This window comes from Thiomonas sp., assembly GCF_034007205.1.
Classification (GTDB): domain Bacteria; phylum Pseudomonadota; class Gammaproteobacteria; order Burkholderiales; family Burkholderiaceae_C; genus Thiomonas.
Genome location: NZ_JAVERI010000004.1, coordinates 122,524 through 139,130, shown reverse-complemented (window position 1 = coordinate 139,130; position 16,607 = coordinate 122,524). Strand labels below are relative to the sequence as shown.

Annotated in this window: 20 protein-coding genes and 1 pseudogene; 17 read left to right on the top strand and 4 right to left on the bottom strand. The window is 66.2% G+C overall.

Going from position 1 to position 16,607, the window contains the following annotated elements; genetic code table 11:
- Positions 1–13 precede the first annotated feature (13 nt).
- Both RBR52_RS05005 and RBR52_RS05000 read right to left on the bottom strand, forming a co-directional pair.
- Positions 14–361, bottom strand: a complete 348-nt coding sequence (locus RBR52_RS05005; protein ID WP_320376089.1) for a DUF86 domain-containing protein — start codon at positions 359–361, stop codon at positions 14–16.
- Positions 351–659: a nucleotidyltransferase family protein gene (locus RBR52_RS05000; RefSeq protein ID WP_320376088.1), complete on the bottom strand. Its 309-nt coding sequence runs from the start codon at positions 657–659 to the stop codon at positions 351–353. The genes RBR52_RS05005 and RBR52_RS05000 overlap by 11 nt, the downstream gene beginning before the upstream one ends.
- 207 nt (positions 660–866) lie before the next feature.
- On the opposite strand from RBR52_RS05000, the gene RBR52_RS04995 reads away from it, so the two are divergent.
- From RBR52_RS04995 to RBR52_RS04925, 15 genes are all read left to right on the top strand, one after another.
- On the top strand, positions 867–2,705 hold the full coding sequence (locus RBR52_RS04995; RefSeq protein WP_320376087.1) for a 3'-5' exonuclease: 1,839 nt from the start codon (positions 867–869) through the stop codon (positions 2,703–2,705).
- A gap of 28 nt (positions 2,706–2,733) precedes the next feature.
- Positions 2,734–2,985 carry a type II toxin-antitoxin system Phd/YefM family antitoxin gene (locus RBR52_RS04990; protein ID WP_320376086.1) on the top strand — a complete coding sequence of 84 codons (252 nt, stop codon included), beginning with the start codon at positions 2,734–2,736 and terminating at the stop codon, positions 2,983–2,985.
- Positions 2,986–2,989: 4 nt separating this feature from the next.
- Complete coding sequence (locus RBR52_RS04985; protein ID WP_320376085.1) at positions 2,990–3,418, top strand: type II toxin-antitoxin system VapC family toxin; 429 nt, start codon at positions 2,990–2,992, stop codon at positions 3,416–3,418.
- Between the two features lie 16 nt (positions 3,419–3,434).
- Positions 3,435–4,724 carry a UDP-N-acetylglucosamine 2-epimerase gene (locus RBR52_RS04980; RefSeq protein ID WP_320376084.1) on the top strand — a complete coding sequence of 430 codons (1,290 nt, stop codon included), beginning with the start codon at positions 3,435–3,437 and terminating at the stop codon, positions 4,722–4,724.
- Positions 4,725–4,731: 7 nt separating this feature from the next.
- On the top strand, positions 4,732–5,382 hold the full coding sequence (locus RBR52_RS04975; protein ID WP_320376083.1) for a NeuD/PglB/VioB family sugar acetyltransferase: 651 nt from the start codon (positions 4,732–4,734) through the stop codon (positions 5,380–5,382).
- A gap of 64 nt (positions 5,383–5,446) precedes the next feature.
- Complete coding sequence (locus RBR52_RS04970) at positions 5,447–5,662, top strand: type II toxin-antitoxin system Phd/YefM family antitoxin (protein WP_320376082.1); 216 nt, start codon at positions 5,447–5,449, stop codon at positions 5,660–5,662.
- Positions 5,663–5,684: 22 nt separating this feature from the next.
- A complete protein-coding gene (locus RBR52_RS04965; RefSeq protein WP_320376081.1) occupies positions 5,685–6,098 on the top strand; it encodes a type II toxin-antitoxin system VapC family toxin in 414 nt (137 codons plus the stop codon).
- Positions 6,099–6,121: 23 nt separating this feature from the next.
- On the top strand, positions 6,122–7,621 hold the full coding sequence (locus RBR52_RS04960; protein WP_320376080.1) for an aminotransferase class I/II-fold pyridoxal phosphate-dependent enzyme: 1,500 nt from the start codon (positions 6,122–6,124) through the stop codon (positions 7,619–7,621).
- A complete protein-coding gene (locus RBR52_RS04955; RefSeq protein ID WP_320376079.1) occupies positions 7,618–9,459 on the top strand; it encodes a nucleoside-diphosphate sugar epimerase/dehydratase in 1,842 nt (613 codons plus the stop codon). The genes RBR52_RS04960 and RBR52_RS04955 overlap by 4 nt, the downstream gene beginning before the upstream one ends.
- Positions 9,460–10,030: 571 nt before the next feature.
- Complete coding sequence (locus RBR52_RS04950; RefSeq protein ID WP_320376078.1) at positions 10,031–10,711, top strand: ABC transporter ATP-binding protein; 681 nt, start codon at positions 10,031–10,033, stop codon at positions 10,709–10,711.
- A gap of 249 nt (positions 10,712–10,960) precedes the next feature.
- Complete coding sequence (minC, locus tag RBR52_RS04945) at positions 10,961–11,770, top strand: septum site-determining protein MinC (protein ID WP_320376077.1); 810 nt, start codon at positions 10,961–10,963, stop codon at positions 11,768–11,770.
- 19 nt (positions 11,771–11,789) lie between these two features.
- A complete protein-coding gene (minD, locus tag RBR52_RS04940) occupies positions 11,790–12,602 on the top strand; it encodes a septum site-determining protein MinD (RefSeq protein WP_320376076.1) in 813 nt (270 codons plus the stop codon).
- A gap of 14 nt (positions 12,603–12,616) precedes the next feature.
- The gene (gene minE / locus RBR52_RS04935; protein WP_320376075.1) at positions 12,617–12,877 is read left to right on the top strand and encodes a cell division topological specificity factor MinE; all 261 of its coding nucleotides are present in this window, start codon (positions 12,617–12,619) and stop codon (positions 12,875–12,877) included.
- 419 nt (positions 12,878–13,296) lie between these two features.
- Positions 13,297–13,527 carry an AbrB/MazE/SpoVT family DNA-binding domain-containing protein gene (locus RBR52_RS04930; RefSeq protein WP_320376074.1) on the top strand — a complete coding sequence of 77 codons (231 nt, stop codon included), beginning with the start codon at positions 13,297–13,299 and terminating at the stop codon, positions 13,525–13,527.
- Positions 13,517–13,858, top strand: a complete 342-nt coding sequence (locus RBR52_RS04925; RefSeq protein WP_320376073.1) for a type II toxin-antitoxin system PemK/MazF family toxin — start codon at positions 13,517–13,519, stop codon at positions 13,856–13,858. The genes RBR52_RS04930 and RBR52_RS04925 overlap by 11 nt, the downstream gene beginning before the upstream one ends.
- A 119-nt stretch (positions 13,859–13,977) precedes the next feature.
- Here RBR52_RS04925 and RBR52_RS04920 read toward each other — a convergent pair.
- Both RBR52_RS04920 and RBR52_RS04915 read right to left on the bottom strand, forming a co-directional pair.
- Positions 13,978–15,167, bottom strand: a protein-coding gene (locus tag RBR52_RS04920) for an IS3 family transposase (RefSeq protein WP_413818291.1) whose coding sequence is annotated in 2 segments (ribosomal slippage) — positions 13,978–14,897 and positions 14,897–15,167 — 1,191 coding nt in all. Because the reading frame shifts where the segments join, the coding sequence is not laid out codon by codon here.
- Positions 15,168–15,260: 93 nt separating this feature from the next.
- A pseudogene (locus RBR52_RS04915) lies at positions 15,261–15,662 on the bottom strand (recombinase family protein); the annotation flags it as partial.
- A gap of 130 nt (positions 15,663–15,792) precedes the next feature.
- Between RBR52_RS04915 and RBR52_RS04910 the strand changes: the two are divergent.
- Together RBR52_RS04910 and RBR52_RS04905 are read left to right on the top strand one after the other, a co-directional pair.
- Positions 15,793–16,071 carry a DUF1778 domain-containing protein gene (locus RBR52_RS04910; protein ID WP_320376071.1) on the top strand — a complete coding sequence of 93 codons (279 nt, stop codon included), beginning with the start codon at positions 15,793–15,795 and terminating at the stop codon, positions 16,069–16,071.
- Positions 16,068–16,586, top strand: a complete 519-nt coding sequence (locus RBR52_RS04905) for a GNAT family N-acetyltransferase (RefSeq protein ID WP_320376070.1) — start codon at positions 16,068–16,070, stop codon at positions 16,584–16,586. The genes RBR52_RS04910 and RBR52_RS04905 overlap by 4 nt, the downstream gene beginning before the upstream one ends.
- The last annotated feature ends 21 nt before the right edge of the window (positions 16,587–16,607 follow it).

Here is a 16,607-nt window from a genome sequence, read left to right as displayed (position 1 = left end):
ACGGTTGCAGACTTCAGGAATCCAGCTCATCGAGCAACGTCTGCACGGTCGCGAGCAAACCCGGCAAAGCGTTCTGCACGATGTTCCAAACCGTGAGCGGGTTGATCGTGGCGTAGCCATGGATCAGTTGGTTGCGAAAGGCAACAACCTGCGGCAAGTCCTGAATGCGCGCAGCCTTGGCCGCATCCCATTTGGACAGTTGATTGAGTGCTTCGCCGATCACTTCAAACTTACGCTCGACTGCGGCCTGCACCATCTCGTTGGTCACATAGGCCTTGGCGTCCATGTCTGCGGTAAAAGCCAGGATCGCCTGCGCTGCCTCGCGCGCATCCCAAAGATAAGCTCGTGGGTCACGCTGCATACACGGGCTCACGATGGCGGTTGATACTGGCGAGCACATACGGGTTGCGCACCGCGCCAGGCTCCACCAGATCGACGCCCCTACCTAGCAACTGCTCCAGTTCGGCCTTTGCGCCGTAAAAACTGTGCAGATCAGGCCCAGCATCCGCAGCAAACTCCACGAGAAAGTCCGCATCGCTGCTTGCAGGCACGAAATCGTCCCCTCGCGCGGCCGAGCCGAACACCTCCAGCCGGCGTATGCCGTAGCGCTGGCAAATCGCCGCGATGGCGGCGCGGTGTTGTGCAATGGCAGGGTGCATGCATTGGAGTTTACAGATGACGCAGGCTCACACATCATTTCTGACCACCCCATAGTGCCGCAATGGCCAGATGCCGGTTGTATCGATCAAGGCCGAGCCCCAAGACCTCAAACATCCTTGCCGTGAGATACCGCTGGAGAACCGAAATTTCCGGCCTTCCCCCGAAATTGCGGCATCATTCATCTCAGGCACACAAACAGAGACAACATGGCCACCCTGATTCCTGCGCTGGGCTCCTGCGTTGCGCGCATGACGCCGGGCGAACGCCGCACCGCCGAACGGCTTGAACAGAAGCTCGACGCCGACTACCTGCTGTGGTACGACGTGGCCGTCGGCCCGCAGCGCCAGCACCCGGACTTTGTCGTCATGCACCCGCGCCGGGGCATCCTGATCCTGGAGGTCAAGGACTTGCGGCTCTCCACCCTCATCCAGGCCAACAAGCAGACCTGGGACATCCACACCGAGCTCGGCCCCAAGACCATTCCCAACCCGCTGGAGCAGGCCCGGCAGTATGCGCACCAGGTGGTGAACGCGCTGGAACGCGACCCGCAGTTGGTGCAGTCCGAAGGCCGGCATCAGGGCAGGCTGGCCTTTCCGTGGAGCTACGGCGTGGTGCTGCCCAACATCACCCGCGCGCAGTTTGACAAGGCCGAACTCGCCCACGCCATCGAACCGCACCGCGTACTCTGCCAGGACGAGATGCTCGAGGCGGTGGAGCCCGAAGCGCTGCAAAGCCGCCTCTGGGACATGTTCCCCTTCATGATGCGCGGCGTCCTGTCGCTGCCGCAGATGGAGCGGGTGCGCTGGATCCTGTTCCCCGAGGTGCGCGTGCAAGTGACCGGCGAGCTGTTTGACGACGGCGACGAAGCCGCCGAGCTGCCCAGCATCATGCGGGTGATGGACCTGCAGCAGGAGCAGCTGGCCCGCAGCCTGGGCGATGGGCACCGCGTCATCCACGGCGTGGCCGGCTCGGGCAAGACCATGCTGCTGGGCTGCCGCGCCGAACACCTGGCCAAAGCCGTCAAAACCCAAGACGCAGCCGCCAGCAAGCCCATCCTCATCCTCTGCTACAACGAACCGCTTGCCCGGCAGCTCGCCCGCAACATGGCCGCCAAAGGCATTGCCGACCGCGTGCACGCCGTGCACTTTCACAAATGGTGCCGCGACCAGTTGGTGGCCTACGGGCAAGACCTGCCCGCCGCCAACCAGTCCGTCTCCGACAAAATGGCTGACCTGGTCCAGCGCGTCATCACCGGCGTGGAGCGCCGCCAGATCCCCAGCGGGCAATACCAGGCCGTGCTGATCGACGAAGGCCATGACTTCGCGCCCGAATGGCTGCGCCTGGTGGTGCAGATGGTGGACCCCGCCACCAACAGCCTGCTCGTGCTGTTTGATGACGCGCAGAGCATCTACGAACGCGCGCAGAAGAAGAACTTCAGCTTCAAGAGCGTGGGCATCCAGGCGCAGGGGCGCACCACCATTCTCAAGATCAACTACCGCAACACGCGGCAGATCTTGCAGACCGCCAGCCTTGTTGCATCCGATCTGCTCACGGCCGAGGACAGGGACGACGACGGCGTACCCCTGCTCAAGCCCGTGAGCTGCGGGCGCGACGGCGAGGCGCCGCTCATCATCCGCCTGCACACCCTGCGCGAAGAGGTGGTCCAGGTGGCCGAGGTGCTGGCCAGCGCCCACCGCGAAGGCCACGCCTGGGGCGACATGGCCATCCTCTGCCGCCACCACAGCGAAATGGACCTGTGCGCCGAGTTCCTGCGCAAACGCAAGCTGCCGCATCAGGTGCGCAAACGCTCAGGCGAGTTCAACCCCGCGCACGACAGCATCAAGGTGATGACCCTGCACGCGAGCAAGGGCCTGGAGTTCCCCGTGGTGGCCTTGGTGGGTGTGGGCCACATGCCCGCCGAAGGCGAAGACGAGCGCGAGGCAGCGCGGCTGTTCTATGTGGGAGCGACGCGGGCGACGCAGCGACTGGTGATAGGGGCGAGCGGGAACGGAAAATTCACAGCGCGGCTTTGCACTACACTCTGACCACACTGGTCAGAATTGGGGGTTCTCCATGCACATCTGGCAAATGCAAGAAGCCAAATCGCGTCTATCCGAGGTCGTCAAAGAGGCCGAGCGCGACGGCCCGCAGGAAATCACGGTGCATGGCCGGTCGGTGGCCGTCGTGCTGTCGCGCGCCGACTACGATCGGCTGGCCGGTACCGGTGAATCGCTGGCTTCCTTCATACGCCGTTCGCCGTTGGCCGGTGCAGACGATCTCGATTTCTCGCGCGACCCCAGTCTCACGCGAGAAACCCACCTGTAAGCCTGTGAGTTATCTCGTCGATACCAACGTCCTGTCCGAACTGCGACGCCGCGAGCCGATGCCCGCGGTCGTGCAATGGATGGAAGCGCGCCCGGCCACAGCCTTGTTTCTGTCTGTCCTGACCGTGGGCGAATTGCGCAAGGGCATCGAGGCGCTGCCCGCGGGCCTGCGCAAACAACAACTGCTCGACTGGCTGGAAGTGGAATTGCCCGCGTTCTTCGCAAACCGGCTGCTGCCCGTCGATATGAAAGTCGCGGAACGTTGGGGAAAATTACTTGCGGAGGCCGGCAGACCCCTTCCAGCCATCGACAGCCTGCTCGCCGCTACAGCCCTGACCCATGGCCTGACCCTGGTGACTCGGAATGTGCGCAACTTTCAGTTTTCAGGACTGACGGTGATCGACCCTTGGGCTGCGCATGATGCCCCCGCTTGATCACAATGCCGCCCCCATGCCCCGCCGCATTCTCTATCTCTCCGGCACCCGCGCCGACTTCGGGCTGATGCGCCAGACCTTGCTCACTGCTGCTGCGCATCCGCTGCTGGAGGTGGCTGTGGCGGTCACGGGCATGCATCTGCACCCCGACTTTGGCCACACGGTGGACGAGATCGCGGCCAGCGGGCTGCGCATCGCGGCGCGCATGCCCAGTGACGTGGGCGCGCGCGACGGTGCGGGCATGGCGCGGGCGATCAGCCAGACGCTCGCCGGGCTGGCGCCGGTGCTGCAGACCGAGCGGCCCGACGCACTGCTGCTGCTGGGCGACCGGGGCGAGATGCTCGCGGGGGCCCTGGCCGCGCTGCATCTGGGGGTGCCGTCCATTCACCTGCACGGCGGCGAGCGCTCGGGCACGGTGGACGAACCGGTGCGCCATGCCATCAGCAAGCTGGCGGCGCTGCATTTCTGCGCCACGGCGCAGTCGCGCGAGCGCCTCATCGCGATGGGCGAAGACCCGCAGCGCGTGCATGTGGTGGGCGCGCCGGGGCTGGACGACCTGGCTGACGCGCGGCATCTTCCGCGAGAGGCCGCACTGCGGGCCTTGCAGTCGGCACTGGCGCGGCAGGCTCCCCACCCCAACCCTCCCCACAAGTGGGGAGGGAGCGAACACTCCTCCCCCACGCCGTGGGGGAGGCTGGGAGGGGGAGATGCCCACCCCAACCCTCCCCACGCGTGGGGAGGGCGCGCGTGGCGCGAAGATCGGCCTTACGTCCTGGCCTTGTTCCACCCCGTGGTGCAGGAGGCGGACGACGCCGCCGCGCAGACCCAGGCGCTGCTCGACGGTCTGCGGGCTGCCGGGGCGGGGTCGGCGTTCAGCGTGGTGTGGCTGGCGCCCAATGCCGACGCGGGTTCGGGCCACATCGAAGCCTTGCTGCGGGCGCAGCAGTGGCCGGGGTTTCACCGCATCACCCATCTGCCGCGCGCCGACTATCTGGCCGCGCTGCGCCACGCCGCGGTGCTGGCGGGCAATTCGTCTTCTGGCATCATCGAGGCCGCCAGTCTGGGCACGCGGGTGGTCAACGTCGGCAGCCGCCAGAACCTGCGCGAGCGCAACGCCAACACGGTGGACGTGCCGCCGCAGGCCGGCGCCATCGAAGCCGCCGTGCGGCAGGCGCTGGCGCTCGGGCCTTGGCCGCATCCAGCCGACAATGTTTACGGTGACGGCCGCAGCGCCGCGCGCATCGCGCATCTGCTGGCAACTCTGCCGCTGTCTGGCGAGCTGCTGCACAAGGTCAATCGTTATTGAAACCCATATGTCCCCATCCTCCGACAAACCTGTCTTGATCGTGTTTGGCGCCGGCGGCCACGGCCGCGTGGCGGCTGACGCGGCCTTGCTGAGCGGCGCCTTTGCGCGCGTGCTCGCCTCGGACCGCGACGCGGCCACCTGGGGCAGCGAGCTGCTGCCCGGGGTACCGGTGCTTTCACCCGACGACGCCAGTGCCCTGCCTGGCCCGCGCGCGGTGCATGTGGCCATCGGCCACAACGCGATGCGGCGCGACGAGGCGGCGCGGCTGGCGTCCATCGGGCCGCTGGCGACCATCGTGCACCCCAGCGCCAGCGTGGCGGCCTCGGCACGCATCCAGCCCGGCTGTCTGATCACGTCGCAGTGCGTCGTCGGCCCCATGGCCGAGCTCGGCCTTGGGGTCATCGTCAATCACGGCGCGGTGGTCGATCACGACTGCCGCATCGCCGCCTGGGCGCACATCGCTCCCGGCGCGCGCCTGGGCGGCGCGGTGCAGGTGGGCGAAGCCGCCCTGGTGGGCGCGGGCAGCACGGTGCTGCGCAATCTGCGCGTGGGCGCGGGCGCCACGCTGGGCGCGGGCGCGGTGCTGCTGCAAGACCTGCCCGACGGCCAGTCCTGGGCCGGCGTGCCGGCACGGCCTCTGGCGCAGGCGAGCGCGTAAAACTGCACAGCCACGTCCACGCCGCGATGTACACTTCGCTGTACATTTTCCCCGGAGCCCTGCCATGCGCGACACCACTTTCACCGAACTGCGCAACCACGCCCGCGCGTTTTTCGACTTGGTCGAAGCCGGCGAAACCGTGCGCGTGCTGCGCAAGGGCAAGCCCATCGCCGAGATTCACCCGGTGGCGCCGCAAGTGCCCTCTTGGAAGCGGCGCGCGGCCCGCCCGCTGCAGATTTCGGGTGAGCAGATCAGCCGCGTCATTCTCGAGCAACGCTGATCGCTGCGGCGTCTCCAGCACCATGCGGGTGTACTTCGATTCCTCGGCTCTGGCCAAGCGCTATATCGACGAAGCCGGCTCGGCCGAGGTGCTGCGCTGGTGCGATGCAGCCAGCGTGCTCGCGCTGTCGGTCATCGCAGTGCCTGAGCTGATCTCCGCCTTCAGCCGCCTGCTGCGCGAAGGTCGAATCGACGCGCAGCAGTACCGCACCGTCAAGGCCGACCTGCTCGCCGACATCGAGGACGCCCTGGTCTGCGACACATCACCCGACGTCGTCGGCCACGCCGTGCGTGCGCTCGAGGCCCACCCGCTGCGCGGCATGGATGCGCTGCACCTCGGCGCCGCGCTGGCTTGCGAGGCCGAGGTGTTCGTCTCAGCCGATCAGCGCCAGTGTGGCGCGGCGCGCGCCCTCGGTCTGCGCGTGGTTCCTGTTTGATTGCCGTTTGATTGCCCGCTGCCATGCCCTTTCTCCCACTCGCCCAACTTTGCCTGCCCCCCACCGCCACGTTGCACGACGCGCTGGCGCGGCTCGATGCCACGGCGCAGGGCATTCTGCTCGTCACCGACGACCAAGGGCGTCTGCTGCGCACCGTCACCGACGGCGACCTGCGCCGCGCCGCGCTGGCCGGGGTGAGCAACGATGCGCCCTTGTCCGCCCTGCCTGCGCACGCGCCGCACACGGTGAGCCTGCAGGCCAGCCAGCGCGACGTGCTGGCGCTGATGGACGCGCAGCGCATCGACCATGTGCCGGTGGTGGACGCGACCGGGCGCGCGGTCGATCTGGTGACGCGGCGCGAGCTGTCGCAGCGCGTCTATCTGTCCTCGCCGCATCTGGGCGAAGACGAGGTGGCGCTGGTGCAGGAGGCCTTCACCAGCAACTGGATCGCGCCGCTCGGCCCCCACGTGGACGCCTTCGAGCGCGAGCTGGCCGCGCGCGTGGGTGTGCAGCACGCTGCGGCCACGATTTCGGGCACGGCGGCGCTGCATCTGGGCCTGCGCCTGCTGGGCGTGGGGCCGGGCGACGTGGTGCTGTGCTCCAGCCTGACCTTCGTGGCCAGCGTCAATCCCATCAGGCAGCTCGGCGCCACGCCGGTGTTCATCGATGCGGAGCCGCAGAGCTGGAATCTGTCGCCGCAGGCCCTGGCTGTTGCGCTCGCCACGCTGCACGCGCAAGGCATCACGCCCAAGGCCGCGGTGGTGGTCAATCTCTATGGCCAGAGCGCCGAGATGGACGCCATTGCCCCCCTGCTCGAACGCTACGGTGTGCCCATGCTCGAAGACGCCGCCGAATCGCTCGGCGCGACCTACCACGGCCGCCCCAGCGGCAGCTTCGGCAAGCTGGCGGTGTTCTCGTTCAACGGCAACAAGATCATCACCACCTCGGGCGGCGGCATGCTGGTGGGCAACGACGCGGCGCTGATCGAACACGCCCGCAAGCTCTCCACCCAGGCGCGCGAACCGACGCGGCATTACGAGCATGTCGAAGACGGCTACAACTATCGACTCAGCAATGTGCTGGCGGGCATCGGCCGCGGCCAGTTGCGCGTGCTCGACCAGCGGGTGCAGGTCCGCCGCGAGGTGTTTGCACAGTACCGCGACGCGCTCGCCACCGTGCCCGGTCTGCGCTGGATGGCCGAGCCCGAGGGCCATCGTTCCACCCGCTGGCTGTCGGCCTTCGTGCTGGAAGGTGACGACGCGCAGAGCCGCCGCGACGCCCTGCTCGACTTTCTCGAACGCCACAACGTCGAGGCCCGCCCGGTGTGGAAGCCCATGCACCTGCAGCCCCTCTACGCGGGCTGCCGCTATTTTCCCCATGCCCCGGGACGGGATGTGAGCCGCGCGCTGTTCGAAGGCGGCATCTGCCTGCCCTCGGGCTCGAACATGAGCGCGGCGCAGCGCGCGCGGGTGTGCGAGCTGGTGGCGCGCGGCTTGAGCCTGAGCGAGCGGACCGCTGCATGAGTTTTTCCCTCCGCGCGGCGTGGCGCCCCGCAGCCGTCGACGCCCTGCTCGTCGCTACTGCCTGGCTGCTCGCCTTCCTGTTTCGCTTCAGCCTGCTGCGCAATGACGCGCCGGCCAATCTGGCGCAGATTCTGTGGATCAGCACGCCGCTGGCCGCCGCGGTGTGGGCGGCGGCGCTGGCGGGAATGGGGGCGTACCGCACGCCGTGGCGCCACACCAGCGTGCCCGAGTTCAAGCGGCTGGCTTCGGCCATGATCGTGGCGGCGCTGGCGCTGGCGGCCGTGCTGCTGCTCTTGCGCCTGCCCAATTTCCCGCGCTCCATCGTGCTGCTGCATCCGCTGTTCGCAGCCGCCGCGCTGCTCGGCCTGCGGCTGGCCGCGCGCATTCTGGCCGAAGGCCGCCTCACCCGCTCCAGCGCGCAGGGCAAGCCGCTGCTGGTGCTGGGCACGCTCGACGACGCCGCGCGCGCGCTGCAGAGTCTGCGTTCCAGCAAGGGCTGGCAGGTGGCCGCGCTCATCAGCCCGAACCGCGGCGAAGTGGGGCGCAGCGTGCAGGGCGTGCGGGTGGCCGGCAGCGTCGACGATCTGGCAGCGGTAGCGCAGGCGCAGGGCGCCCGTCATGCGCTGATCGCCAGCGAACCCGGCAGCGCTGCGCGCCGCGAACTGCTGCTGCGGGCCAGCGAGGCGCGCCTGGCCCTGCTCACCCTGCCGCGCGCAGACGACTGGCTGCAAAGCGGCGTCAGCGGCGGCAGTGCGCCGCGCCAGGTCGAGCTGGCCGACCTGCTCGGGCGCGCCGCCGTGCAACTCGACGTGCGCGGCCTCTCCGATCTGTTCGCGGGTCAGGTGGCGCTGGTCACGGGGGCGGGGGGCAGCATCGGCTCGGAGCTGTGCCGCCAGATCGCGCGCTTCGGCGTGCGGCAACTGGTGTGCATCGACGCGTCGGAAATCGCCATCTATGCGCTGGAGCAGGAGTTCAAGGCGCGCTTTCCCGAGCTGGCCGTGCGCTACTACACCGCCAATGTGCGCGAGCCCGAACGGCTGGGCGACCTGTTCAAGCTGCACCGCCCTGCCGTGGTGCTGCACGCCGCGGCCTACAAGCATGTGCCGCTGATGGAAGACGACAACGCCATCGAGGCGCTGCGCACCAATGTGCTGGGCACCCTGAACGCGGCACGCGCGGCCACCGCCTGCGGCGCGCAGCGCTTCGTGCTCATCTCCACCGACAAGGCAGTGAACCCGACCAATGTGATGGGCGCGAGCAAGCGGCTGGCCGAGCTGGCGCTGCAGGCGCACGCCGCGCAGCACCCCGACACGCATTGCTGCGCGGTGCGCTTCGGCAATGTGCTGGGTTCCAGCGGCAGCGTGGTGCCGCGTTTTGCGGCGCAGATCGCCGCGGGCGGGCCGGTCACCGTGACCCACCCGGAGATCGTGCGCTATTTCATGACCATTCCCGAAGCCGCGCAGCTCGTGCTGCAGGCCGGGCTGATGGGGCGAAGCGGTGAAATCTATGTGCTCGACATGGGCGAGCCGGTGAAGATCGTCGATCTGGCGCGGCTGATGATTCGGCTTTCGAACAAGACCGAGGGGGAGATTCCGATTCATTTCACCGGCCTGCGCCCCGGCGAAAAGCTGTATGAAGAACTGCTGGCCGACGACGAGACCACCCTGCCCACGCCCCACCCCAAACTGCGCGTCGCCCGCCAGGCCGAGCAGGACGCTATCGACCTGCAGGCGCTGCAAGACTGGATCGCCGCCAGCGGTGCCGACTCGCCCGCGCAGATCAAGGCCGCGCTCCACGCGCTGGTGCCCGAATATGCGCCGCAGATCGGGAGCCATTGATCCGGCGCGTTGAAGTTCGAGACTGCCTCCCCACCCCAACCCTCCCCACGAGTGGGGAGGGAGAGAACACTCCTCCCCCACGACGTGGGGGAGGCTGGGAGGGGAAGACGCCCACCCCAACCCGTCCAATGGCTGGCTTGCAAGCCAGCCCCGTTCCGGCGGGGCAAAGCCAAGCAGTTGGCTTTGCCTTTTCCGCCTCCACCCCCACGAGTGGGGAGGGAGCGAACACTCCTCCCCCACGGCGTGGGGGAGGCTGGGAGGGGGAGACGCCCACCCCAACCCGTCCAATGGCTGGCTTGCAAGCCAGCCCCGTTCCGGCGGGGCAAAGCCAAGCAGTTGGCTTTGCCTTTTCCGCCTCCACCCCCACGAGTGGGGAGGGAGCAAGACGGCCCCTCCCCCGCCTGCGGGGGAGGCTGGGAGGGGATTCCTTCATTCTGTTCGCGTCGCAATGAATCGACAAGGCGGGTGACAGCGTGGAAGTCAACCGGCTCGAAGACCCGCGTTATCACGTCGCGGACGACAAGCTGGCGTGATGGGCTTCCATTAGCATGAGTCGCTTTGAGCTTTCGCCATGACCCTACCCATCCTGCTGGCCGAACACGTCCGCAAGCGCTACACCGAAGGGCCGCAGCCCGTCGAAGTGCTCAAGGACGTGAATCTGCGCATCGACGGCGGTCAGACCCTGGCCATCATCGGCGCTTCGGGCTCGGGCAAGAGCACGCTCATGCACCTGCTGGGCGGCCTCGACCGCGCCGACGGCGGCCATGTGCAGGTCTGCGGGCGCGACTGGGCGCAGATGAACCCCAAGGCGCAGGGCGCGTGGCGCAACCAGCATGTCGGCTTCGTCTATCAGTTCCACCACCTGCTGATGGAGTTCAGCGCGCTCGACAATGTCGCCATGCCGCTGCGCATCCGCCGCACCCCGACCGGGCAGGCGCATGCGGTGGCCGCGCAGATGTTGCAAAGCATGGGCCTGGGCGCACGGCTGCAGCACCGCCCGGGCGAGCTTTCGGGCGGCGAGCGCCAGCGCGTGGCCATCGCCCGCGCCTTGGTCACCCAACCGCAGCTCGTGCTCGCCGACGAACCCACTGGCAATCTCGACAGCGAAGCCTCGGAAGTGGCGCTGAACCTGCTGCTCGACGTGGCGCGTGCGCAGGGCGACGCCCTCATCATCGTCACCCACGACGCCACGGTGGCCGCGCGCTGCCAGCGCCGGCTTCGGCTGGTGAACGGCGCGCTGGAAGATGCCTGAGCCGGCATCGACGGCCACCCGCACCGATCCACTACGATTGCCGGATTCGTTTTTCCTCGGAGCCTATCGGGCTTGGGGCGCGGAAGGCGAAAATGGGCGGTGTGGATGCCATGTGGCGGCGGGTTTGCAGCCCCATAGCCGGAGCTATGGGGCAAAAAACCGCTGCCGCAGGGCGCCGCACCGTCCATTTGCTGCCCGCGATCCTCAAGTCCGACAGGCTCCTCACACCCGCAGTCGTCCCGCTTGCCCATGTCCCGCTCCAAAGCCACCTTGTTTGAACTGCGCAGCGGCGCCATCGACGCCGTGCATCTGGTGGTGAAAACACCCGACTTCGCCGCGCTGGCCGAGGCGCTGCAGCAGCGCTTCGATGCCGCGCCCGAGTTTTTCGCGGGCGAGGCCGTGGCCATCGACCTGCGCCGCCTGGCCGACGACGCCGCCCTGCCGCTGGACGAACTCGCCGCCCTGCTGCGCCGCCTCAGGATGCGACCCTTCGGCGTGGTGGCTCAGGCCGCGCAACAAGTCTGGGCCGGGGCCAGCGATCTACCCCTGCTCGACAGCCGCGACGTCGGTCGAGATCCTCGCAAACCGGCCGATCCCGCCGAAGCCGCCTCTGCACCCGCAACGACACCCGCCGATGAGTCGCCACGTGCCGAACCCCAGGTCGCGGCGATGCCCTCCATTGCTGCTGCCACACCCGCCGCCCGTGAACCCGCCCTCGCAACGCTGCCCACGGTGCTCATCGACCGACCGCTGCGCTCGGGGCAGCGGGTGTATTCCCCCGGCGATCTCATCGTGCAGGGCGTGGTCAGCTTTGGTGCGGAAGTCATGGCCGAAGGGCATGTGCACATCTACGGCGCGCTGCGCGGCCGTGCGCTGGCCGGGGCGCGCGGCAACACCACAGCGCGGATCTACTGCACCAGCTTCGAGCCCGAGCTGGTCGCCATCGCCGGCATCTACCGCACCGCCGAACAGGATTTGCCCGCCGGGGTGCGCGGCCAGCCGGCCATCGTGCGATTGCAGGGTGAACAATTGCTGATCGAACCTTTGGCACTCAAATAATTCAAGAAGGACAGAACTCATGGCCAAAATCATCGTGGTGACTTCCGGCAAGGGCGGCGTGGGCAAGACCACCACCAGCGCCAGCTTCGCCTCCGGCCTGGCCCTGCGCGGCCACAAGACCGCCGTCATCGACTTCGACGTCGGCCTGCGCAACCTCGACCTCATCATGGGCTGCGAGCGCCGCGTGGTGTACGACCTCATCAACGTCATTCAGGGCGAGGCCCGGCTGACGCAGGCGCTGATCAAGGACAAGCAGTGCGACAACCTGTTCATCCTCCCCGCCTCGCAGACCCGCGACAAGGACGCGCTGACGCAGGAAGGCGTGGAAAACGTGCTCAAGGAACTCGACGACATGGGCTTCACCTACATCGTCTGCGACTCGCCGGCCGGCATCGAGAGCGGCGCGCTGATGGCCATGCACTTCGCCGACGAGGCGCTGGTCGTCACCAACCCGGAAGTCTCGTCGGTGCGCGACTCCGACCGCATCCTGGGCATGCTGTCGAGCAAGACCCGCCGCGCCATCGAAGGCGGCGAGCCGATCCGCGAGCATCTGCTCATCACCCGCTACAACCCCAAGCGGGTGAACGAAGGCGAGATGCTGTCGCTCACCGACATCCAGGACATCCTGCGCATCCCGCTCATCGGCGTGATTCCCGAGAGCGAAGCCGTGCTGCAGGCCTCCAACCAGGGCACCCCAGCCATTCACCTCACCGGCAGCGACGTCGCCGAGGCCTATCAGGACGTGGTGGCCCGCTTCCTCGGAGAAGACAAACCGATGCGCTTCACCGACTATCAAAAGCCCGGCCTGTTCAAGCGACTGTTCGGCGCCTGAGGGAGGCACGCACCATGTCATTCCTCTCCTTTCTGCTGGGCGAAAAAAAGAAGACCGCCGCGGTCGCCAAGGAGCGGCTGCAGATCATCCTCGCGCACGAACGCGGCGGTGCCAGCGCCCCGGCCGACTGGCTCCCCGCGCTGCAGCGCGAACTGGTCGACGTGATCTCGAAATACGTCAAGATCGACAGCAACGACATTCAGGTCAAGCTCGAACGTCAGGACACGCTCGAAATCCTGGAAGTGAAGATCGAGATCCCGCCACGCTCGGCATGAGGTCGCAGGTCGACCTGCTGCGGCGGTCGATTGCGGCGGAGCGAGGGACGGCTGCTGAATTCGTTTGTGCTCAAGCTTGTGTTGTCGCGCAGCGACGCGGCCCTAAATCCCAGCAAGCCGCACGGCTGGGCAAATTGGAGTCGGTACACTGCACGGCGCATCCAGGGGCCGTGCACTCATGATCGGCGGTACGACTTTCCTTGCCTGCTTGCCCCCTCCCAGTGCTCCCAGTGTCGGGGGTCAGGTCTAGCTTTGTAGCAAAATCGGCGACAACCGGGGTCGGCGACAACCCGGGTCAGGTCTAGCTTCATAGCATGTGGCAAGTACTTCAAGCCCCGCTTGGCACTGAGGTACAGGTACTGGCAGACGCTACGCCGCTGTTGTAAAGTAAGACCTTCCTTACTGTAAGGATGCATGGAATGTCATACCTCGCCAAAATCACGACCAAAGGTCAAACCACGATTCCGTCGAGTATTCGCAAAGCTTTGCAGGCTAAACCTGGCGATTTGCTCGAATGGGAAATGCTGAGCAATGGTCAAGCGCGCGTGCGACGGGTACAGCCGCTGGATAAGGAATATCTCAAAGCCCTGGAAGGCAGTTTGAGCGAATGGCATTCGGAAGCCGATGAGGATGCCTACCGTGACCTATGAACGTTGGCAGGTGTTGCGAGTGCCCTTTCCCTTTACCGACCGCACAGCGAGCAAGAACCGCCCTGCCCTTGTCCTGTCCGATGCTGCGGCCTTCAATACATCTTCCGGCCATGTCGTCATGGCCATGATCACCTCTGCCAAGAATCCATCCTGGCCACTGGATTGCCCCATCGAGAATCTTGCCGTGGCGGGTTTACCCGCACCCTCCGTGGTACGTGCCAAGTTCTTCACCCTCGATGAGCGGCTCATACGTGGTGTATTGGGAACGCTCGACACAAAAGATGCCATTGCCATCGAGCGCAATTTGCGCCATGTTTTTGGATTTTTCTGAATCACCGATGTCTGAGGTCAGGTCTAGCTTTGTAGCACGTCCTATCGTGAACAATCTTTGAATGAGTAAAACCCATGAAATCTGACCTTGCCCCTGGATTCCGTATCCCATAGCTGGGCTCATGCGCTGGCTTGCCGGGGTTGATTGGCGAGCCAGTTTTCTTCGAACCGCATCGGGCTGACATAGGCCAGCGTCGAGTGCAATCGGGTGCGGTTGTACCAGAGCATCCAGGCGACGACTTCGTCCATGGCCTGGCGCCGGGTCTTGAAGCGTTGCCCGTGCAGCCGCTCTACCTTCAACGAGCCGAACAGCGTCTCGCTGCAGGCGTTGTCCCAACAGTTGCCGCGACGGCTCATCGACGCGGTGATGCCGTACTCGGTCAGGACGTCGCGGAAGTCCTTGGCAGCGTACTGGCTGCCGCGGTCGCTGTGGAAGATCAGCCCGGCCTGCTTGCTCGGATGGCGCTTGAACCACGCCATGCGCAGTGCGTCGATGACGATGTCGCGTGTCATGTCGGCTCGCAGGCTCCAGCCGATCACCTGGCGGCTGAATAGGTCGATCACCACGGCCAGGAACAGCCAGCCCTCGTCGGTGGCGATGTAGGTAATGTCGCCCACCCAGACCTTGTCGGGCTCGGCCACGTTGAATTGTCGGTCGAGCAGGTTGGGGGCGATCGGCAGGTCGTGCTTGCTGTCGGTGGTGACCTTGAAGCGGCGCTTGCCCTTGGCGCGTATACCGTGCTGTTGCATGAGCTTTTGCACCCGCTGCTTGCCCACGCGGATGCCCCTGGCAAGCAGTTCCTTCCAGGTGCGTGGCCAGCCGTAGCCACCGCGCGTTTCGGCGTGGATCGCCTTGATGTGCACCAGCAGCGCATCGTCGCTCAGGTGGCGGCGCTGGGCGCCCCTGGCGCGGCGAACGAAGTGCGCGTGGTAGCCGGCCACGCTGACACCAAGCACCCGGCACTGCACCGAGATCGGCCACACGCGCCGATGGCGCTCGATAAAGGCGTACTTCACAGCGATTCCTTTGCAAAGTACGCCGTCGCTTTTTTTAGGATGTCGCGCTCCATCTTCACCCGCGACAACTCAGCACGCAGTCGTGCAAGCTCCATCTGCTCGGCGCTCACGACCTTGCTGTCCGCGCCGGTAAGCTTGCCCTGCCGGTGGGCCTTGACCCAGTTGAACAGCGTCTGGTCCACCACGCCCAGCGTGCGCGCCGCCGCCGCCATGCTCTGGCCACCTTCGACCAGCCGCACTGCCTCTTGCTTGAACTCGAACGTGTAGCGCGCCCGCGTTGTCGTCTTCGTCATTTCCGTTCTCCTTGCTTGGATTGAATCACTCAGCAAGGGATACGTTTTTCGAGGGCAAGGTCAGCGGCACAAAAGTCTCCATCGCATCCCTCATCAGCCTTCGACCTCCAGCAGTTCCGCACCGATGCTGTTCGGAGCGAACTCCTCGATCAGCTTGTTCCAGCCCAACTCCCGCCACCTCACCTTGATGCCCTGCAGCTCGCCCGCGTGGACGAGGTCGATGCGCTCGATCATCAGGTTGGCGATGCGGTGACGCTCGACCGGGAACAGTTGATCCCACACGTCGCCTAGCCGCCCCATCGCCATCACGGTGCTGGCCTCGTCGACCTGCGCCCCGTTGCGCTGGATATGGTGCACCACCGACGCGATGGATTCCGGGCTGGTGAGCACGGTGCGGATCTGGGCGACCACCGCTGCCTCGATCTCCGGCGCAGGCAGGCGCTCATCACTCTTGCCCGACGCACCGAAGCGGCTTTCCGACTTGGACACGTAGTAGCACCTGACCTTCACTTCGGGTATCAAGAGGGGTTGGCTGGACGCATACGGTCAGGACAAGAAACGGCTTGTCAGGACACCGTCCGGACGACTACAATGAGGACATTCAAGATCGGTCCGGAGGGACACCATGAGCACCCTGAATCTTTCCAAGACCGAACGCATCGACGTCCGTGCAAGCACGCCGGTCAAGCAACTGCTGCAGGAAGCTGCACGCGCCTGCCACAAGAACGTCAGCGAGTTCCTGCTCGATGCGGGCGTAACGGCGGCCGAGCTGACGCTGGCGGATCGTCCTCATTTCGTGCTGAGTGATGCGCAGTGGCAGGCGTTCCTGGAAGCTCTCGATCGTCCGGTACAAAGCAAGCCGCGCCTATCGAGGCTGCTGCGTGAGCCCGGGGTGCTGGATTGACCGGAGACGTCAAAACGTCGCCCTATGCACCCGTTCGCAAGCTGCTTGCTGCAGATCAGGTCGATGCCTTCGACTGCGGCCAAGCCGCGCTGAACCAGTTCCTGCAGCGTTACGCGCTCGTCAACCAGAAGGCCAACAGCGCGCAGACCTACGTCTGCTGCCAGGGTGACGTGGTGGTCGGCTACTACAGCCTCGCGGTCGGCAGCGTCGATCCGCAAGTCGCACCATCGAGAGTGATGAAGGGGCTGGCGCGTCACCCGGTACCGGTCATGATCCTGGCCCGGCTGGCGGTGGACAAGGACCATCAGCGCAAAAGCCTGGGGCAGGCATTGCTCAAGGATGCGCTGCTGCGCACGGCACAGGCCGCCGATATCGCCGGTATCCGCTGCCTGCTCGTCCATGCCAAGGATGACGCGGCGCGGCAGTGGTACGCGTCCTGGGAGTTCGAGCCCAGCCCGACCGATCCGTATCACCTGTTCCTGATGCTCAAGGATCTCAGGGGCATGTTGAGCTGATGTGGCGTCGCCACCTCAGAG